Annotated in this window: 12 protein-coding genes; 9 read left to right on the forward strand and 3 right to left on the reverse strand. The window is 68.1% G+C overall.

From position 1 onward, the window contains the following. The first annotated feature begins 7 nt into the window (after positions 1–7). The 6 genes from H7F51_RS08285 to H7F51_RS08310 all read left to right on the forward strand — a co-directional run bounded on the left by H7F51_RS08285 (position 8) and on the right by H7F51_RS08310 (position 8,492). Positions 8–1,729, forward strand: coding sequence for a tannase/feruloyl esterase family alpha/beta hydrolase (locus tag H7F51_RS08285; RefSeq protein ID WP_185663772.1), 1,722 nt, complete (start codon positions 8–10; stop codon positions 1,727–1,729). Positions 1,730–1,731: 2 nt separating this feature from the next. Further along, positions 1,732–2,661: a cupin domain-containing protein gene (locus tag H7F51_RS08290; RefSeq protein ID WP_185663773.1), complete on the forward strand. Its 930-nt coding sequence runs from the start codon at positions 1,732–1,734 to the stop codon at positions 2,659–2,661. Then, the gene (locus H7F51_RS08295) at positions 2,658–3,995 is read left to right on the forward strand and encodes an MFS family transporter (protein WP_425491015.1); all 1,338 of its coding nucleotides are present in this window, start codon (positions 2,658–2,660) and stop codon (positions 3,993–3,995) included. Before H7F51_RS08290 ends, H7F51_RS08295 begins: the two co-directional genes overlap by 4 nt. Continuing rightward, positions 3,992–5,425 carry an MmgE/PrpD family protein gene (locus H7F51_RS08300; RefSeq protein WP_221774062.1) on the forward strand — a complete coding sequence of 478 codons (1,434 nt, stop codon included), beginning with the start codon at positions 3,992–3,994 and terminating at the stop codon, positions 5,423–5,425. The genes H7F51_RS08295 and H7F51_RS08300 overlap by 4 nt, the downstream gene beginning before the upstream one ends. 114 nt (positions 5,426–5,539) lie before the next feature. Further along, positions 5,540–5,920: a hypothetical protein gene (locus tag H7F51_RS08305; RefSeq protein WP_185663774.1), complete on the forward strand. Its 381-nt coding sequence runs from the start codon at positions 5,540–5,542 to the stop codon at positions 5,918–5,920. A 109-nt stretch (positions 5,921–6,029) separates the two neighbouring features. Then, the gene (locus H7F51_RS08310) at positions 6,030–8,492 is read left to right on the forward strand and encodes a patatin-like protein (protein ID WP_185663775.1); all 2,463 of its coding nucleotides are present in this window, start codon (positions 6,030–6,032) and stop codon (positions 8,490–8,492) included. A gap of 6 nt (positions 8,493–8,498) precedes the next feature. Here the strand turns inward: H7F51_RS08310 and H7F51_RS08315 are convergent, their stop codons facing one another. From H7F51_RS08315 to H7F51_RS08325, 3 genes are read right to left on the reverse strand one after another with little or no spacing between them, the layout of a single operon-like run. Further along, positions 8,499–9,716 carry a dihydrolipoamide acetyltransferase family protein gene (locus H7F51_RS08315; protein WP_185663776.1) on the reverse strand — a complete coding sequence of 406 codons (1,218 nt, stop codon included), beginning with the start codon at positions 9,714–9,716 and terminating at the stop codon, positions 8,499–8,501. 4 nt (positions 9,717–9,720) lie between these two features. Further along, positions 9,721–10,725, reverse strand: coding sequence for an alpha-ketoacid dehydrogenase subunit beta (locus tag H7F51_RS08320; protein ID WP_185663817.1), 1,005 nt, complete (start codon positions 10,723–10,725; stop codon positions 9,721–9,723). A gap of 8 nt (positions 10,726–10,733) precedes the next feature. Continuing rightward, positions 10,734–12,029: a thiamine pyrophosphate-dependent enzyme gene (locus tag H7F51_RS08325; protein ID WP_185663777.1), complete on the reverse strand. Its 1,296-nt coding sequence runs from the start codon at positions 12,027–12,029 to the stop codon at positions 10,734–10,736. 251 nt (positions 12,030–12,280) lie between these two features. On the opposite strand from H7F51_RS08325, the gene H7F51_RS08330 reads away from it, so the two are divergent. Genes H7F51_RS08330 through H7F51_RS08340 form a run of 3 tightly spaced genes read left to right on the forward strand, consistent with a single transcriptional unit; the run spans position 12,281 to position 16,885 of the window. Next, on the forward strand, positions 12,281–13,441 hold the full coding sequence (locus H7F51_RS08330) for an acyl-CoA dehydrogenase family protein (protein WP_221774063.1): 1,161 nt from the start codon (positions 12,281–12,283) through the stop codon (positions 13,439–13,441). Further along, positions 13,438–15,036: a carboxyl transferase domain-containing protein gene (locus H7F51_RS08335; protein ID WP_185663779.1), complete on the forward strand. Its 1,599-nt coding sequence runs from the start codon at positions 13,438–13,440 to the stop codon at positions 15,034–15,036. Before H7F51_RS08330 ends, H7F51_RS08335 begins: the two co-directional genes overlap by 4 nt. A gap of 4 nt (positions 15,037–15,040) precedes the next feature. After that, a complete protein-coding gene (locus H7F51_RS08340; RefSeq protein WP_185663780.1) occupies positions 15,041–16,885 on the forward strand; it encodes an acetyl/propionyl/methylcrotonyl-CoA carboxylase subunit alpha in 1,845 nt (614 codons plus the stop codon). The last annotated feature ends 155 nt before the right edge of the window (positions 16,886–17,040 follow it).

A 17,040-nucleotide genomic window follows, 5' to 3' on the forward strand; every position in this document is an offset into this window, starting at 1 on the left:
CGCGCGGATGCGATCCGGGGCTCGCGCTCTGGCGGGTGTCGGCCTGGTCGGGGCAGGGCTGCTCGCCGCCGCTCCCGCGCTGGCCCAGACCCAGGACAGCGCCTGCGCCGACCTTGCCGGGATGAAGCTGGCGGGCCTGACGGTCACCACGGCCGAGGTCACGACCTCGCTCGCCGCGGTTTCGCCCCAGCTGGCCAAGGAAAGCGCGCAGCCGTTCTGCCGCGTCGGCGGAACCCTGCGCCCCACGGCGGACAGCGAGATCAGGTTCGAGCTGTGGATGCCGGTCGGCAGCAAGTGGAACGGCAAGTTCCAGGCGGTGGGCAACGGCGGCTTCTTCGGCGTCCTCAACTACCGTTCCGCGCTGGGCGGGGTAAAGCGCGGCTATGCCGTGATGACCAGCGACCTTGGCCATACCAATGCGCCCGGCGCGAGCGAGGACGCAACCTGGGCGCTGGGCCACGGCGCAAAGGTGGTGGACTATGCCTATCGGGGCGAGCACAGCTCGGTGGTCGCCTCAAAGGCGCTTCTGGCGAAGTTTTACGGCAAGGCCGCCGATCACGCCTATTACACCGGCTGCTCTGCGGGCGGCATTCAGGGCCTGACCGAGCTGCTGCGCTACCCTGAGGACTTCGACGGCTACGTAATTGGCGCGGCCACGCCCGACCATGTCGGCCAAGAACTGGGCGCGATGTGGAACACGCTGCAGGCCTCGCTGCTGTTCCCGGCCGATGCGCTCAAGGCCCCGCAGGTCACCGCGATCCACGAGGAAGTCCTGCGCCAGTGCGTGGGCAAGGACGGGGGCCTGCCGACCGACCGCTTCCTGACCGATCCGCGCCTCTGCCGCTTCCGGGTCGAGGCGCTGGCCTGCAAGCCGGGCGCCGCGAGCGAGACCTGCCTCAATCCGCGCCAGGTGGCGATCGTCCGCGCAATCTATGCCGGGCCGCGCAATCCTCGCACCGGGGCCGAGCTGTTCTCCGGGATCATGCCCGGCAGCGAGCTGACCTGGGGCGCCTATTTCACCGGCAAGACCAACCCGGCCAAGCCTGACCGGCCGTGGGGCGGGTTCATGATGTACATGGCCTATGGCGATGCCGATTACCTGCCCGGGCAGAAGTACCTGAAGTTCGACTGGGACAAGGACGTGACCGCCCTGCGCGCCATGCAGGTCGGCGGGGAAACCCTCGATTCCAGCTGGAACACCCGCAATCGTGATCTCGACAAGTTCGTCGCGGCCGGCGGCAAGGTCATCCAGTACCACGGCTGGGACGATCCCAACATCCCGCCGATGGAAGCGGTCAAGTTCCGCCAGAGCCTGGTCGATAGCCTGGTCAAGCGCCGCAAGATGTCGGTCGCGTCCGCAACCAATCTGGTCGACAGCTACCACCGCCTGTTCATGATCCCGGGCATGGGCCACTGCTCGGGCGGGCCGGGGCCTTGGTCGATAGCGCCCGCGCCCGGCCAGCCTGCCGATGGTGAGCATGACATGCTCACCGCGCTGGAGAACTGGGTCGAGAAGGGTGCCGACCCCAAGCGCCTGATCGGCGCGCACCTCAGCGGCGGCGCGCCTTCGGCGGGTAATCCCAATGGCGGCGCGGGGGCGCCGCAGAAGCCCGACATGACCCGTCCGATCTGCGCCTTCCCGGCCGCCGCCCGTTATACCGGCAAGGGCGACAGCGCCGATGCCGCGAACTACACCTGCGTCCGGCCGGCTGCGGCCAAGAGGAAATGACCATGAAGCGCGTCCACCTGATCGCGGCGGCCCTGCTCGCCGCCGCCGCAACCACGGCCCCGGCCAGCGCCGCCCCGGCCGATCTCATGACCCCCGCCGGTCCCGTCCACACCTCGGCGGCGCGCGGTCCGCTGCGCCCGGTCGACTTCGCTCCGTTCAAGGGCCGCTCGTCGAGCGAGGTCCTTGCCGGTCCAGCCAGCGGGCTCGACAGCTCGTGGGTCATCTATACCCGGCTCGCGCCGCGCGCCGCGCCGCTCGGCTCGATCAGCCTCCCGGTCGATCACACCTACCTCGTGCTCAAGGGGCAGGCCAATGTCGAGATCGGCAACGAGCGCTTCGTGATCAAGCCGGAGACCATGGTGCTCCTCCCTGCCGGCACGCCGCACCGCATCTGGAATGCCTCGGGCGAGGAGGCGGACGTGTTCGAGGTTATCACCCCCGCGCCGCAGCGCGACCTTGCTGGCCTGATCCGCCCCGCCGCGCCGCGCCGGGTGCCCAATGCGGCCAGCCTCGTCCGGGTTGCCCCGCCGCTCGGCGAACTGGCCGGCGGCACCGGCCACGCCTCGCTCAACGAGCGGATTCTCGCCTCGCGCGCCACTGGATCGCTCAACGTGCTCGAACGGCTGAATGACATGCTGCCGGGCGGCGGGCGCACGGAAACGCACCTCCATCCCTTCGATCAGGTCTATTTCGTCCGCAAGGGCGAGATGGCGGTGATCTACGGGATGAAGACCTACGTCGCCAAGGCCAACACCCTGGTGGTGCTGCCGGTTGGCGTGGTTCACAACAACACCAACGCCAGCAACAGTGTGCAGAGCATCGTGACCCTGCTGCTTCCCGAGCCGGAAAAGGGCCAGCCGCTGGGGCAGGGCGTGACGCTCTCGGGCTCAGCCGCGGCGGCCGCGCCGCAGCGTGGTGCCGCGCAGCCGTGAACGCCGTCCCCGGAACAGAGACCTCACCGGTCTTCAGCAGCTCGCCCGCCGATGCCGGCATCGTCGCGCCGAGCCCGCGCGCCTCGATCGGCGCGATCGTCGCCGCCTCCAGCGGCAACCTGGTGGAATGGTTCGATTTCTACGTCTACGCCTTCTGCTCGGTCTATTTCGCGCCGCTGTTCTTCCCCAAGGCCGATCCCACCGGGCAATTGCTCAACACCGCCGGGGTCTTCGCCGCCGGCTTCCTGATGCGCCCCATCGGCGGTTGGCTGTTCGGACGCATGGCTGACAGGCACGGGCGGCGCGGTGCGCTGATCACCTCGGTCCTCACCATGTGCCTCGGCTCGCTCGCGATCGCGGTCCTGCCGACCTATGAGACGATCGGCACCTGGGCCCCGGCGCTGCTCATGCTGGCGCGTCTCGTCCAGGGCTTTGCGCTGGGCGGCGAATACGGCACGGCGGCGACCTACATGAGCGAGGTTGCTGTCGAAGGCCGGCGCGGCTTCCTCTCCTCCTTCCAGTACGTCACCCTGATCGGCGGCCAGCTCGGCGCTTCGCTGGTGGTGGTGGTGCTGCAGCACACCCTGCCCGAGGCCGACCTCAAGGCCTGGGGCTGGCGCATTCCCTTCCTGATCGGCGGGCTTGCCGCCGTGGTCGCCCTGCTGGCGCGGATGCGGCTCCAGGAAACCACCTCGCAGGAACAGCGCGAGGACAAGCGCGCCGGCAGCCTCGCCGCGCTGATCCGCGAACACCCCGCCGCCTTCCTGTCCGTGCTAGGCTTCACCGCCGGCGGAAGCCTCGTGTTCTACACCTTCACCACCTACATGCAGAAGTTCCTCGTCAACTCGGCCGGGCTCGACATCAACGCCGCCAGTGAGGTGATGACCGTCTGCCTGTTCGTCTTCATGTGCCTGCAGCCGGTGATGGGCGCCCTGTCCGACCGGATCGGCCGCCGCGCCAACATGCTGATCTTCGCCGCGGGTGGCGCGATCATGACCGTGCCGCTTGTAAATGCGTTGCAGGGCACGACCAGCCCGGTTGCAGCCGGCCTGCTGATCACCGCCGCGCTCGCCGTGGTCAGTTTCTACACGTCGATTTCCGGCATCATCAAGGCCGAGCTGTTCCCCACCGAAGTCCGCGCCCTCGGCGTCGGCTTCGCCTATGCGCTGGCCAACGCGGTGTTCGGCGGCTCGGCGGAATATGTCGCGCTCTGGTCCAAGACTCTCGGGCACGAGGGCGCGTTCTACTGGTATGTCACGGCGATGATGGTCATGGTCTTCTTCGTCTCCTGGCGTCTGCCCCGGCGGGCGCCCTACCTGGGGGACGGCGAGTGACCGCGATCAGCCGCCGCACCGCGCTCGCCGGGATCGCCGCGACCGGCGCCCTCGCGCCCACGGCGCTGGGCGCGGCCGAGCGCGGCGACGTCACAGGGATCGTCGCCCGCCACATGGTCGCCTCGCGCACCGCCGCGCTGCCGCCTGCGGTGATCGAGGCCGCCAAGCACCGCATCCTCGATACCTTTGGCGCCATGATCTCAGGCGCGCGGATGAAGCCGGGCCTTGCCGCCCTGAAATATGTCCAGGCCCTTGGCGGCAAGCCCGAGGTCGGCGTCGTCGCCAGCCAGTTCCGCACCACGGCGGTCAACGCCGCGCTCGCCAACGCGATGTTCGCCCATGCCGACGAGACGGATGACTTCGAGCCTGTCACCAAGGCTCATCCGGGCTGCTCGGCCGTCCCGGCCGCCCTTGCCATGGGCGAGAAGAACAACGCCTCGGGCATGGCCCTGATCCGCGCCGTGGTCCTCGGCTACGATCTCGGTTGCCGCCTGCTCATGGCGCTCGGGCCCGATTCCGTGCGCGCCGGCCACCGCAGCGCCGAGGGCACTTCGTCCACTTACTGCGCCCTCGGTTCGGCCATCCTTGCCCCGCTGGGCGAGACGGGGATGCGCCATGCCCTGTCCTATGCCTCGCAGCAGGTCTCGGGCCTGTGGTCGTGGATCGACGACGAGGACCACATCGAAAAGGCCTTCGACTTTGCCGGCATGGGCGCCCGCAACGGGGTCATGGCCGTGACCATGGTCGAATCCGGGATGACGGGGGTTCACGACGTGCTCGACGGCACGCACAACCTCCTGAAGGCCCTCTCGGCCAAGCCCGATCCGGCGGCGCTGACCACTGGCCTCGGCAAGGACTTCTTCGTCACCCGCTCGGCGATCAAGACCTATACCGTGGGCTATCCCAACCAGTCGGCGCTCGACGCCCTGCTGACCCTGCGCCGGGAAAACAAGCTGACCGCCGACATGGTGAAGTCGATCCTCGTGCGCCTGCCGACCGATGCGGTCGGCATCGTCGGGACCAGCGCCATGCCCGACGTCAACAATCCCCACCTCGTCTCGGTCGCGCTGCTCAAGGGCGCCGTCTCGTTCGACGATGCCCACGACGTCGCGCTGATGAAGAACCCGCAGGTCCTCGCCATCCGCGCCCGCACCACGGTCGTGCCTGACGAGAGCCTGATGGACCCCGCCGCTCCGCGCGGCGCCATCGTCGAGCTGACCCTTAACGACGGCCGCGTCCTCAAGCACCACACCCGTTTCCCTTCGGGCACCCCGGAGAACCCGCTCTCGGCCGATGAGGTCAGCGCGAAGGTGCTTGACCTCATCGCCCCGGTGATGGGCAAGGCGCGCGCGCAGCGCCTGATCGCCGCCACGTGGCAACTTGAGAAAATGCCCAGCGTCCGCCAGCTAGCAGCCCTGATGCGCGTATAGACGCCGTTTCGCGTTTCCTTGCCAGCGCCTTGCCGGAGTTGTAGCGTGGGGCTCCCTCGCTGGAGGTGCAGTCCGATGATGTGCAAGGCAGCGGTTCGTGGTTTGGCAGCACTGTTGACGGTGGGGTCCTGCGTTCCCGCCACCGCGCAGGAGGCGGTCGAAACAGCGCAAATCCTGTCCGGTTCGGGCGCGCAGGGCAAGGCTATGCGCTCCTTGGGAGCGGCCATATCGGGAAGCATCAACGCCGCCGCAAATACCGTGGGCGCGCCGCCCGGCGGTACGCACCGCACGCCCATCCGCAATGGCGCGGCGCTCCACCGGGGCCGGTCCGTCCCCGCCGCCGGCGACGTGCTGGAGGAGACCGACGCCCCGGCCTATCGGGCGAGCAGCGGTGCCACGATCAGGGTGACCGGTGGCGGCTTCACCCCCGGCGCGGGCATGACCTGCACCAGCCATTGCGGCGACGTGCCGTCAGGGCCGAAGTCCGCGCCCTAGGCGGATCGACAATTCCAATTTCGGGCGACTTGCCCGCCTGCTTGCGGTACAATCCGGCCTTGGCAGGGCATGTTGTCGCGTCTGTCTTGCCTGATCCGGATGCCGGGCAATGCAGGAAAAGGAACTTCGCCTCGCCCTCGTTTATTATGGCGGCGTCTCGCTCGCGATCTACCAGCACGGCGTGAACATCGAGGTTCTGAACCTGCTCCGGGCTTCGAAGGCCTATCACGGCCCGCGCGATTTTGCCGAAAAGCAGGCGGCGGAGTATGTCTTTGCGCCGGACGGGGAAGGCGACGGGGCCGGATCGACCGCGCCGGTCTATTTCGACATGCTCAAGCAGATCGGCCGCTTCGAAGATCTGCGGGTCGTGGTCGACGTCATTTCCGGCTCGTCTGCCGGAGGCATCAACGGCATCGTCCTGGCCCGCGCCATCGTTCACGATCTCAGCCTCGCCCCGCTTACCGAAATGTGGCTCGAACAGGCGGACATCCTGCAACTGATCGCGCCCGAAGCGCGCGCAGGGCGCTGGAGCAAGTGGTACTTCGCGCCGTTCATGCGGCTGCTATTCGCCCGGATGGAGCGCGAAGGGCTGCTTCCCCGCGATGCCGATCCGGATATCCGGCGCCGGCTTTCGATCTTCGTTCGCTCCCGCTGGTTCAAGCCCCCGTTCGACGGCGCACACTTTTCGGGACTGCTGCTCGACGGGTTGATGGCCATGGAGCGGGGCGGCGCTACGCCCTCCAGCCTGCTGCCGCCGGAACTGCGGCTCGACCTGATGATCACGGTTACCGACTATCACGGCGCGGAAAAGCCCATCTACATTCACGATCCACCGGTCATTCGGGACCGCGAGCACCGGCAGATCCTACGCTTCCAGGCGGTCCAGTCGTCCCATGGCCTGGTCCGTTCCGACCTCGGCCTGGCGGATGTGCCCGCGCTGGCCTTCGCCGCGCGCGCCTCGGCCAGCTATCCAGGCGCCTTTCCGCCCGCCCAGATCCACGAGATGGACCGGCTGGTCGCCGCCCGGCAACTGGAATGGCCGGGACGGGAGCGCTTCCTCGCCGCCAATTTCGCGCATTACCGGCAGCTCGGCCTGAAGGGTGAGGATGCTGTCCTGCTCGATGGCAGCATTCTCAACAACAAGCCCCTGCGCGCCGCGATTGATGCCATCCGCCTGCACACCGCCTACCGCGAGGTCGACCGTCGGCTGGTCTATATCGATCCTCATCCCGACCATTCCGGGATGACCCCGCACGCAGGGATGCCCGGCTTTTTCGCCACGCTGCGCGGCGCGCTGAGCGACCTGCCGCGGCAGGATCCGATCTACGAGGAACTGGAGGAAGCCAACCGCTTCAACGATCAGGTCAGCCGCCTGAAGGCGATCGCCCGGATCTCCAACGCGCACGTCGAAGCCCTGCTCGAGCAGGCCACGGAAGGTGACCTGTCCGGCCCGGTCACTCTAGCCCAGGTGCGCCACTGGCGGCTGACGGCGTCCAATCTTCTGGCCAGTTCGGCGCTGGTTTACAACGCCTGGGTCCGCTCGCTGGTGCTCGAGGCGGCGGACGTCATCCTTGGCCTCGTCTGCCGCACCTGCGCCTTCGAGCCGCAGTCCCGCCAGGCCCAGTGGGCGCGGCGGGTGATCGAGGCCTGGTGCGAACTGGAAGGGATGTTCCCGGCGGACTATCACATCCCCCAGACGGTCGGCCGGGATGCCGAATTGCCCGCCTTCGGGCGTTTCATCGTGGACTTCGGCATCCGCTACAAGATCCGGCGGGCGTCCTATGTCATCCAGCACATCAACAGCCTCTATCAGATGGGCGGCGAGGCGGCGGGCGGCCCGGCCGACTTCGCCGCGGTCGACGAACTCAAGCGGCAGGTGAACGATTGCCTGCGCCGGCTCTACATCGTCGAGGATCCCTCGTTCCTGCCGGGGCTGCCGATGCCGGCCATGCGCCGGCTGTTTCGCGCCGAGGAGACCGGGCCGCTGCCCGATCCGGTCCGCTACGCGGCGGACCAGCGGGCCCGGATCGGCAAGGTCGTGGCCCGGATTGGCCGAACGTGCGGCCTGATGGGGCGCAACGAGGAAATGGACGAGGTCCTGTCATCCCCGCTGGTCGCCGCGCTCCCGCCGCCGCTGCGGCGGATCGTGCTGACCGGATACCTCGCTTGGCCCTACTGGGATGTCGTCGTGCTCCCGGCGATGAATGCGCTGGGGCTGGAAAGCAGCGCCTTCGAAGAGGTCCTCGTTGACCGGATCAGTCCGGCCGATGCGACCTCGCTGTGCATCGAGGCCGGCTGCGGGGATCTGCGCGGCGTCTCCGCGCTGGGGTTCGGCGGCTTTCTCAGCCGTGCCGCGCGCGAGCATGACTACCTGTGGGGCCGGATTCACGCGATCGACCGGCTGATCGACATCGTCGCCAGCACGGTCGACCCATCCAGGCGGCACGCCTTGCCGGACTTTTCCGCGCTCAAGAAGCGCGCCTTCGCGGCGATGCTGGACGAGGAGGCGAACCGGCTCGCCAACATCCCCACCGTGCTCGCCGCCGTGCGCGAGGCGATCGCCCGGCTGTGAAGCGGTTCAGGCGGGCGCCAGCGCGGCCGGCGCGGCGAGGATCTGGCGGATCGACTGGACGAAGGAGGCCGCCACATATCCGTCGATCACCCGGTGGTCGCAGCTGATCGAGAGGTTCATCATCTTGCGGCTTTCGATGCCGCCGCCGGCCACGGGCACCGCGCGGTCGATGACCCGGTGCGGCGCGATGATCGCCACTTCGGGGCGGTTGATGATCGGGGTCGCGGCGATCCCGCCTAGCCGCCCGAGCGCGGTGACCGTGATTGTGGACCCGCGCAGTTCCTCGCCGCCGATCTTGCCCGATCGCGCCCGGCTGGCCAAGGCGGCTATCCCTTCCGCGATCTGCCACGGGTCCAGCCCGGCCGCATCCCGCAGCACGGGCACCATCAGGCCGCCCTCGGTCTGGGTGGCGATACCGACATGAACGGCGTCGAACCGGATCAGGACCTCGCGCGCATCGTCGTAGTGGGTGTTGAGCATGGGAAAGTCGTGCAAGGCGCGGCACAGGGCGGCGACCAAGAAGGGGAGGACCGAGAGCGGTGGCCGGTCCCCGCGGTCGCGGTTCATCGCGGCGCGCAGGTCTTCCAGCGCGGTCACGTCGAGTTCGTCAACGAAAGTGAAATGGGGGATGTGCGCCTTGGCCTCCTGCATCCGCCGGGCGATCTGGCGGCGCAGGCCGGTGACGGCGATTTCCTTGCCTTGCAGGTCGCTCTTGACGGGCGTGGGGGCGGGTAAGGGGAGGCGGCCACCTGCGCCAAGGAGATGACGATCAAGATCCTCGTGCCGGACCACTTCGCCGCTGGCGGGGACCGTCGCCAGATCAATGCCCAGCGCCTTGGCGCGCTGCCGCACCGCGGGGGAGGCGAGCACGCGGTGGCCGCTTGCCGGCAAGGTACGCTCCGCCTCGCGGGGCGCCGGTGGGGATGAGGGCGGGGGCGGGGGTGGAGCCACGCCCTCAACCGGGGTCTGCGCGACTTCGTCTCCAGCTGTCTCCAGCGCGAAGAGCAATGCCCCCACGGCAAGCGTGCCGCCGATCTCGCCGCAGCGTTCCAGCAGGACGCCGTCGGCCGGGGATTCCATTTCGACCGTGGCCTTGTCGGTCATCACGGCAACGATGGTCTGCCCCTCCTTGACCGCATCCCCCACTGCGGCGTGCCACTCGACGATTTCCGCCTCCGCGACGCCTTCGCCGATATCGGGAAGCCTGAATTCGAGCCGCGCCATCGTTCTAGCCTCGCATCAAACGCGCAAGGGCCTCGCCGATGCGGATCGGCCCGGGGAAATAGGACCATTCGAGCGAATGGGGATAGGGCGTGTCGAAGCCGGTCACCCGCTCGATCGGAGCTTCAAGGTGGTAGAAGCAGCGCTCCTGCACCAGCGCCGACAGTTCCGCGCCGAAGCCGCTGGTGCGCGTGGCCTCGTGGACGATCATGCATCGTCCGGTCTTCTTTACCGACGTTTCGATGGTCTCGATGTCGAGCGGGACCAGGGTCCTGAGGTCGATCAGTTCCCCGTCGATCCCGTGTTCGGCCAGGACCTGCCGGGTGACGTGGACCATCGTGCCATAGGCGAGCACGGTGAGGTCCTGCCCTTCCCGCACGATCCGCGCCTTGCCCAGCGGAACTCGGTAATAGCCTTCGTCCACCTCGGCGTCGGGATGCCCGGCCCAGCTCTTGGCGGGGCGGTCGTAATAGCCGTCGAACGGGCCGTTGTAGCAGCGTTTGGGCTCCATAAAGATGACCGGATCGTTGTCCTCGATCGCGGCGATCAGCAGGCCCTTGGCATCGTGCGGGTTCGAGGGGACCACCGTCTTGACCCCGGAGATGTGGGTGAACAGGCTCTCGGGCGACTGGCTGTGCGTCTGCCCGCCAAAGATCCCGCCGCCGAAGGGCAGGCGGATCGTGATCGGGCAGGTGAAGTCCCCCGCCGAGCGATAGCGGATGCGGGCGGCCTCGCTGATGATCTGATCGAGGCCGGGGTAGATATAGTCGGCAAACTGGATTTCCGGCACGGGCCGCAGGCCATAGGCCGCCATGCCGATCGCCGCGCCGATTATTCCGCATTCCGTGATCGGGGTATCGAAGCAGCGATGCTTGCCGAATTTCTCCTGCAGGCCAGCCGTCACCCGGAAGACCCCGCCAAAATAGCCGACATCCTCGCCCAGCACCATGACCCCGTCGTCGCGCGCCATCATCACCGCCAGCGCACTGTTGAGGGCCTGGGTCATGGTCATGGACGCAGTCATGGACGTTCCGGCCATTTCAGCGCCCTTTCGCGAATGGCCTGTTCGCACTGTTCCCGAAGGTGCCAGGGCATGTGCTCGAACACGTCCTGGAACATGGTCGTGTCCGGTTGGTGCAGGCCGTGGCCGAGGATGCCGTGAGTCTCGGCCTCCTTCTGAGCGGAAGCGACCTCGCTGGCCACTTCGAGATCCATCGCCTCCTGCCGCTCGAGATCCCAGATGCCGCGGGCGATGCAGTGGCGTTTGAGCCGGGTGATCGGATCGCCCAGCGGCCATTCCTGCCGTTCCTGCGCGCTGCGATAGACCGAGGGATCATCCGAGGTGCTGTGCGCCTCGGCCCGGTAAGTGAACAGTTCGATGAGCGTCGGCCCAAGGTTGAGCCGGGCCCGGTCCGCCGCCCAGCGGGTGGCGGACCACACGGCAAGGATGTCGTTCCCGTCGACCCTGATGCCCGGAATGCCATAGCCGATCGCCCGCGCGGCAAAGGTGGTCCGCTCGCTCCCGGCAAAGCCGGGATAGGTCGAGATCGCGTACTGGTTGTTGACCACGTTGAACACGCAAGGCGCGTTGTAGACCGCCGCAAAAGTGAGCGCGTTGTGAAAGTCGCCCTCCGAGGTCGAACCTTCGCCGCACCACGTCGCGGCAATCCGGGTGTCGCCTTTCGCGGCGCTGGCCATGGCCCAGCCCACGGCCTGCGGATACTGGGTGGTGAGATTGCCCGAGAGGGTGAAGAAGCCGTATTCACGGGCCGAATAGAGGATCGGCAATTGCCGGCCGAACAGCGGATCGTCGCGGTTCGAGTAGATCTGGTCGATCATCCGGACGAGCGGATAGTCCCGCGCGAGGAGGATGCCCTGCTGGCGATAGCTGGGAAAGCACATATCCTCGCGGTCGAGCGCGAGGGCCGCGCCGATGGCGACCGCCTCTTCCCCGGTCGACTTGAGGTAGAAGCTGGTCTTGCCCTGCCGCTGGGCGCGGAACATCCGGTCGTCGAAGGCCCGCAGCAGGGCCATCTTGCGCAGCATCCGCAGTAGCATGGCCGGATCGAGGCGGGGGTCCCACGAGCCGCTCGCTTCGTGATCGTCGCCCAGCACCCGCACAAGCCCATAGGCGAGATCGTGGACCTGCCGGGCCTCGACCGTTTCGTCGGGGCGCGGAATTCGGTCCGGCGGCGGAATGTCGAGGAAACTGTAATCGACCGCGTCACCGGGGCGGAAGGGCGGTTCGGGCACATGGAAGGTCAGGCCTGGCCGATTGGGCGGGGCGGCTGTGTCGGTCTTGCCGGACTTCGCCATGACTGCGCCTTCAACGATTCGGGCGTCCGCATCCTTGCTGCGTTGAAACGGGCAGGATCGCCTGCCGGATTCGGGCGCCCGATGTTGCCTTGTTCATACACCATGGCGGCATGTTGCAGCAATGCAGCACCGTAATACTTGCTGCGGGGAGCCGGGCGGTTGGCTCTATCACGTGGCCATCTTTTGGCGTTACACTGCCGATCCCGGAAACTTGCCGGGAATGCGCGTTCGTTCGGCTCGGGAGAGTGGCAATGGCGCCCGAATTCGATTTCGCCCTGGGCGAGAATGCCGCGCTGATCCGCGACAGCACCCGGCGCTTTGCCGCCCGCTCCATTGCCCCCATCGCCGCCGCGATAGACCGCGAGGATCGTTTTCCGCGCGAGTTGTGGCAGCCGATGGGCGCGCTGGGCCTGCACGGGATCACGGTGGAAGAGGAATGGGGCGGGCTCGGGCTCGGCTATCTCGAACACGTGATCGCGGTGGAGGAGGTCAGCCGCGCCTCGGCCTCGGTCGGGCTCTCCTACGGTGCCCATTCCAATCTTTGCATCAACCAGATCCGGCGTTGGGGAGATGCCGTGCAGAAGTCGAAATACCTGCCCGGACTGATCGCGGGCGATCATGTCGGCGCGCTGGCCATGTCGGAGGCTGCGGCCGGGTCCGACGTCATCGCGATGAAGCTCCGCGCGGAGCGGGACGGCGAGGGCTTTCGCCTCAACGGCGCGAAGTTCTGGATCACCAACGGCCCCTGCGCCGACGTGGTCGTGGTCTATGCCAGGACCGATCCGGAAGCGGGCAGCCGGGGCATAACCGCCTTCGTGGTCGAGCAGGGCATGCCCGGCTTTTCCGTCGGGCAGAAGATCGGCAAATTGGGGATGCGCGGTTCGCCCACGTCCGAGCTGGTCTTCGATGATTGCTTCGTGCCGGCGGCGAACATGCTTGGCCCGCTGGGCGGCGGCGTGGAAGTTCTGATGAGTGGGCTGGACTACGAGCGCGTGGTGCTGGCCGGGGTCCAGCTCGGCATCATGCAGGCCTGCCTCGACACGGTGCTGCCCTATGTCCGCGAGCGTCGCCAGTTCGGCAGGCCAATCGGCACGTTCCAGCTGATGCAGGCCAAGCTGGCCGACATCTACGTCGCGCTGCAATCGGCGCGGGCCTATGTCTATGCCGTCGCGCAGGCCTGCGATGCCGGGCGGACCACCCGGTTCGATGCGGCCGGGGCGATCCTGCTGGCCAGCGAGAGCGCGTTCCGGGTGGCGGGCGAGGCGGTCCAGGCGCTGGGCGGCGCGGGTTATACGACCGACTGGCCGGTCGAGCGCTACCTGCGCGATGCCAAGCTGCTCGACATCGGCGCAGGCACGAACGAGGTCCGCCGCATGCTGATCGGGCGTGAGTTGGTCGGGACACCGGAATGAGCGCACCCGTCTTCACCTCCAGCCTCGATCTTGCCAGCCCCGAGGCGCAGGCGCGCTCGGCGCACAACCGGGCACTGGCCGAAGACCTGCGCGCGCGGGTGGCCCATGCGGCGCGCGGGGGCAGCGAAAGTGCCCGTGCCCGGCACGAGGCGCGCGGCAAGCTGCTGGCGCGCGAGCGGGTGGAGCTTCTGCTCGATCCCGGCGCGCCGTTTCTCGAGATCGGCCAGCTGGCGGCAGGCGGCATGTACGACGACGAGGTGCCCGGCGCCGGGGTGATCGCCGGGATCGGCCGGGTTTCCGGGCGGCTGTGCATGATCTTCGCCAACGATGCCACGGTGAAGGGCGGCACCTATTACCCGATGACCGTGAAGAAGCAGCTGCGCGGGCAGGAGATCGCGGCGGAAAACCGCCTGCCGTGCATTTATCTCGTCGACAGTGGCGGCGCCAACCTTCCCAACCAGGCCGAGGTCTTTCCCGACCGCGATCATTTCGGCCGCTTCTTCTACAACCAGGCCCGGATGAGCGCGCAGGGGATCGCGCAGATTGCCGCCGTCATGGGCAATTGCACGGCGGGTGGCGCCTATGTTCCGGCGATGAGCGACGAGACTGTGATCGTGCGCGGGCAGGGGACGATCTTCCTCGCCGGCCCGCCGCTGGTCAAGGCCGCGACCGGCGAGGACATCAGTGCCGAGGATCTGGGCGGCGGCGAGCTGCACGCCCGCCGCTCGGGCGTGGCCGATCACCTGGCCGACAATGACCAGCACGCTCTCTCGATCCTGCGCGATATCGTCAGCCAGCTCGGCCCCGGCGGCGAGGACAGTCCCGCCCCCAGTCCGCCGCCGCCGCTCCACGATGCGGCGGAGCTCTATGCGGTCATCCCCGAGGACGTGCGCGAGCCTTACGACGTCCGCGAAGTGGTCGCGCGGATCGTGGACGGGAGCGCGTTCCACGAGTTCAAGGCACTGTTCGGCCCCACGCTGGTCTGCGGCTTCGCCCATGTCCACGGCCTGCCGGTGGCCATCCTCGCCAACAACGGGGTGCTCTTTTCGGAATCCGCCCAGAAAGGCGCGCATTTCATCCAGCTCGCCTGCCAGCGCCGGACTCCGTTGCTGTTCCTCCAGAACATCTCCGGCTTCATGGTCGGCGGGAAATACGAGGCGGAAGGGATCGCCCGCCACGGCGCCAAGCTGGTGACCGCCGTGGCGACGGCGCAAGTGCCGAAGATCACCGTGCTGATCGGCGGCAGCTTCGGGGCGGGCAACTACGGCATGTGCGGCCGCGCCTATCAGCCCCGCTTCCTGTTTTCCTGGCCCAATTCGCGGATCTCGGTGATGGGCGGGCAGCAGGCCGCCAGCGTCCTTGCCGCCGTCCACCGCGATGCCGCAAGCTGGACGGCGGAAGAGGCCGAGGCGTTCAAGACCGGAGTCCGGGCCCGGTTCGAGCAGGAGGGCAGCCCTTATTACGCCACGGCGCGGCTGTGGGACGACGGGGTGATCGACCCCGCCCAGACGCGCGACGTGCTGGGTCTCGCGCTCGAAGTGTGCCGCGCGGTTCCTGTCCCCGAAAGCGCCGGCTTCGGCGTGTTCCGGATGTAAGGCGATGATCGGTTCGCTCCTGATCGCCAACCGGGGCGAAATCGCCTGCCGCATCATCCGCACCGCCCGGCGGCTCGGCGTCCGCACCGTGGCGGTCTATTCCGATGCCGATGCCGGGGCACTTCATGTCGCTGCGGCCGATGTGGCCGTCCGGATCGGGCCGGCCCCAGCGAGCGAAAGCTACCTCGCCGGAGACAGGATCATCGCCGCGGCGCAGGAGAGCGGTGCCGAGGCCATCCATCCCGGCTATGGCTTCCTCTCCGAAAACGCGGAGTTCGCGCAGGCCGTGCTCGATGCCGGGCTGGTCTGGATCGGCCCGAAACCCGCAGCGATCGCCGCCATGGGCCTCAAGGACGCCGCCAAACGGCTGATGCAGGAGGCGGGCGTGCCGGTCACGCCGGGCTATCTCGGCGAGGATCAGGACCCGACGGTTCTCGCCGGGCAGGCCGAGTTGGTCGGCTATCCGCTGCTGATCAAGGCCGTGGCGGGCGGCGGCGGCAAGGGAATGCGGCTGGTCGAACGGCCGTCCGACTTTCCCGAGGCGCTGGCCGCCTGCCAGCGGGAGGCGCAGGCCGCCTTCGGCAATCCCCGCGTGCTGCTCGAAAAATGCATCATCGCGCCGCGCCATATCGAGGTGCAGGTCTTCGGCGACAGCCATGGCAACATCGTCCACCTGTTCGAGCGTGATTGCTCGCTGCAACGCCGCCACCAGAAAGTGATCGAGGAGGCCCCCGCGCCGGGCATGGACGCGGCCACGCGCGTGGCGGTCTGCGCTGCCGCCGTGCGGGCGGCGAGGACCGTGAATTACGAAGGCGCGGGCACGGTCGAATTCATCGCGGATGCCGCGCAGGGCCTGAGCGCGGACCGCATCTGGTTCATGGAAATGAACACCCGCCTTCAGGTCGAACACCCGGTCACCGAGGCAGTCACCGGGCAGGACCTCGTCGAATGGCAGTTGCGCGTCGCCAGCGGTGAACCGCTGCCGCTGCGGCAGGACGAGATCCCGCTGGCCGGCTGGGCGATGGAGGCGCGGCTCTATGCGGAAGACCCGGCGCGGGGCTTCCTGCCGGCGGCGGGCCGGCTCGACGTGCTGCGCTTCGGCATGGCGCCCGGCGGGCGGATCGATACCGGCGTGCGGCCGGGTGACGAGATCGCCCTTCAATATGATCCCATGATCGCCAAGATCGTCGCGCAGGGGGCCACCCGGGGGCAAGCACTCGAACGCCTGCGGGCCATGGTCGAGGGCACAGCCGTCTGGCCGGTCAGGACCAACGCCGGGTTCCTCGCGCGCGTACTGGCTCACCCCCGATTTGCCGAGGGCGTGGCCGATACCGGGCTGATCGAGCGGGAGGGCGCGTCGCTGACCCGGCCGGAAGGTCCTTCGCCGCAGGCGCTGGCCGAAGCGGCCGCTCGGCTGGTCCGCCGGTCCTGCGCGCCCGGTTTCCGGCTTAATGCCGGCCCGCAGGCGCAAGGGCGCTTCCTCCTCGATGGCGCCCCGGTTCAGGTAGCGCTGTCAGGGGCAGGGACGGACCATCCGGCCGATGCCGCGCTCGCTACTGAAAAGGGGCAGGCGTGGCTTCTGCAAGGCTGGCGGCGCGACGGCCAGCACGGCCCTGCCGAGAGCAGCGGGGCGATCCTCGCCCCCATGCCGGGCAAGGTGATCTCGCTTGAGGTCCGTCCGGGCCAGACCGTTACCAGGGGGCAGAAGCTGCTCACCCTCGAGGCGATGAAGATGGAACACGCGCTGCGTGCCCCGTTCGACGGGACGGTGGCGGAGCTGAGGGTCGCACCGGGCGCGCAAGTGCAGGTCGAGGACCTGCTGGTGCGGATCGAGCAAGGAGGAGATTGAACGATTCCGGCCGGGACTTGGACCCTTGGGCAGGGTGCAAACTGGATGTTTATTCCGCGTTGGACCGGCAACAATGTAAATCGTCAGGAGAGTGAGGTTCCAATCGCACCGATCGCCATTCGAAAATCGAAGGCGGTCCGGCTATCAGGGGGGTC

Source organism: Novosphingobium flavum (assembly GCF_014230315.1).
Classification (GTDB): domain Bacteria; phylum Pseudomonadota; class Alphaproteobacteria; order Sphingomonadales; family Sphingomonadaceae; genus Novosphingobium; species Novosphingobium flavum.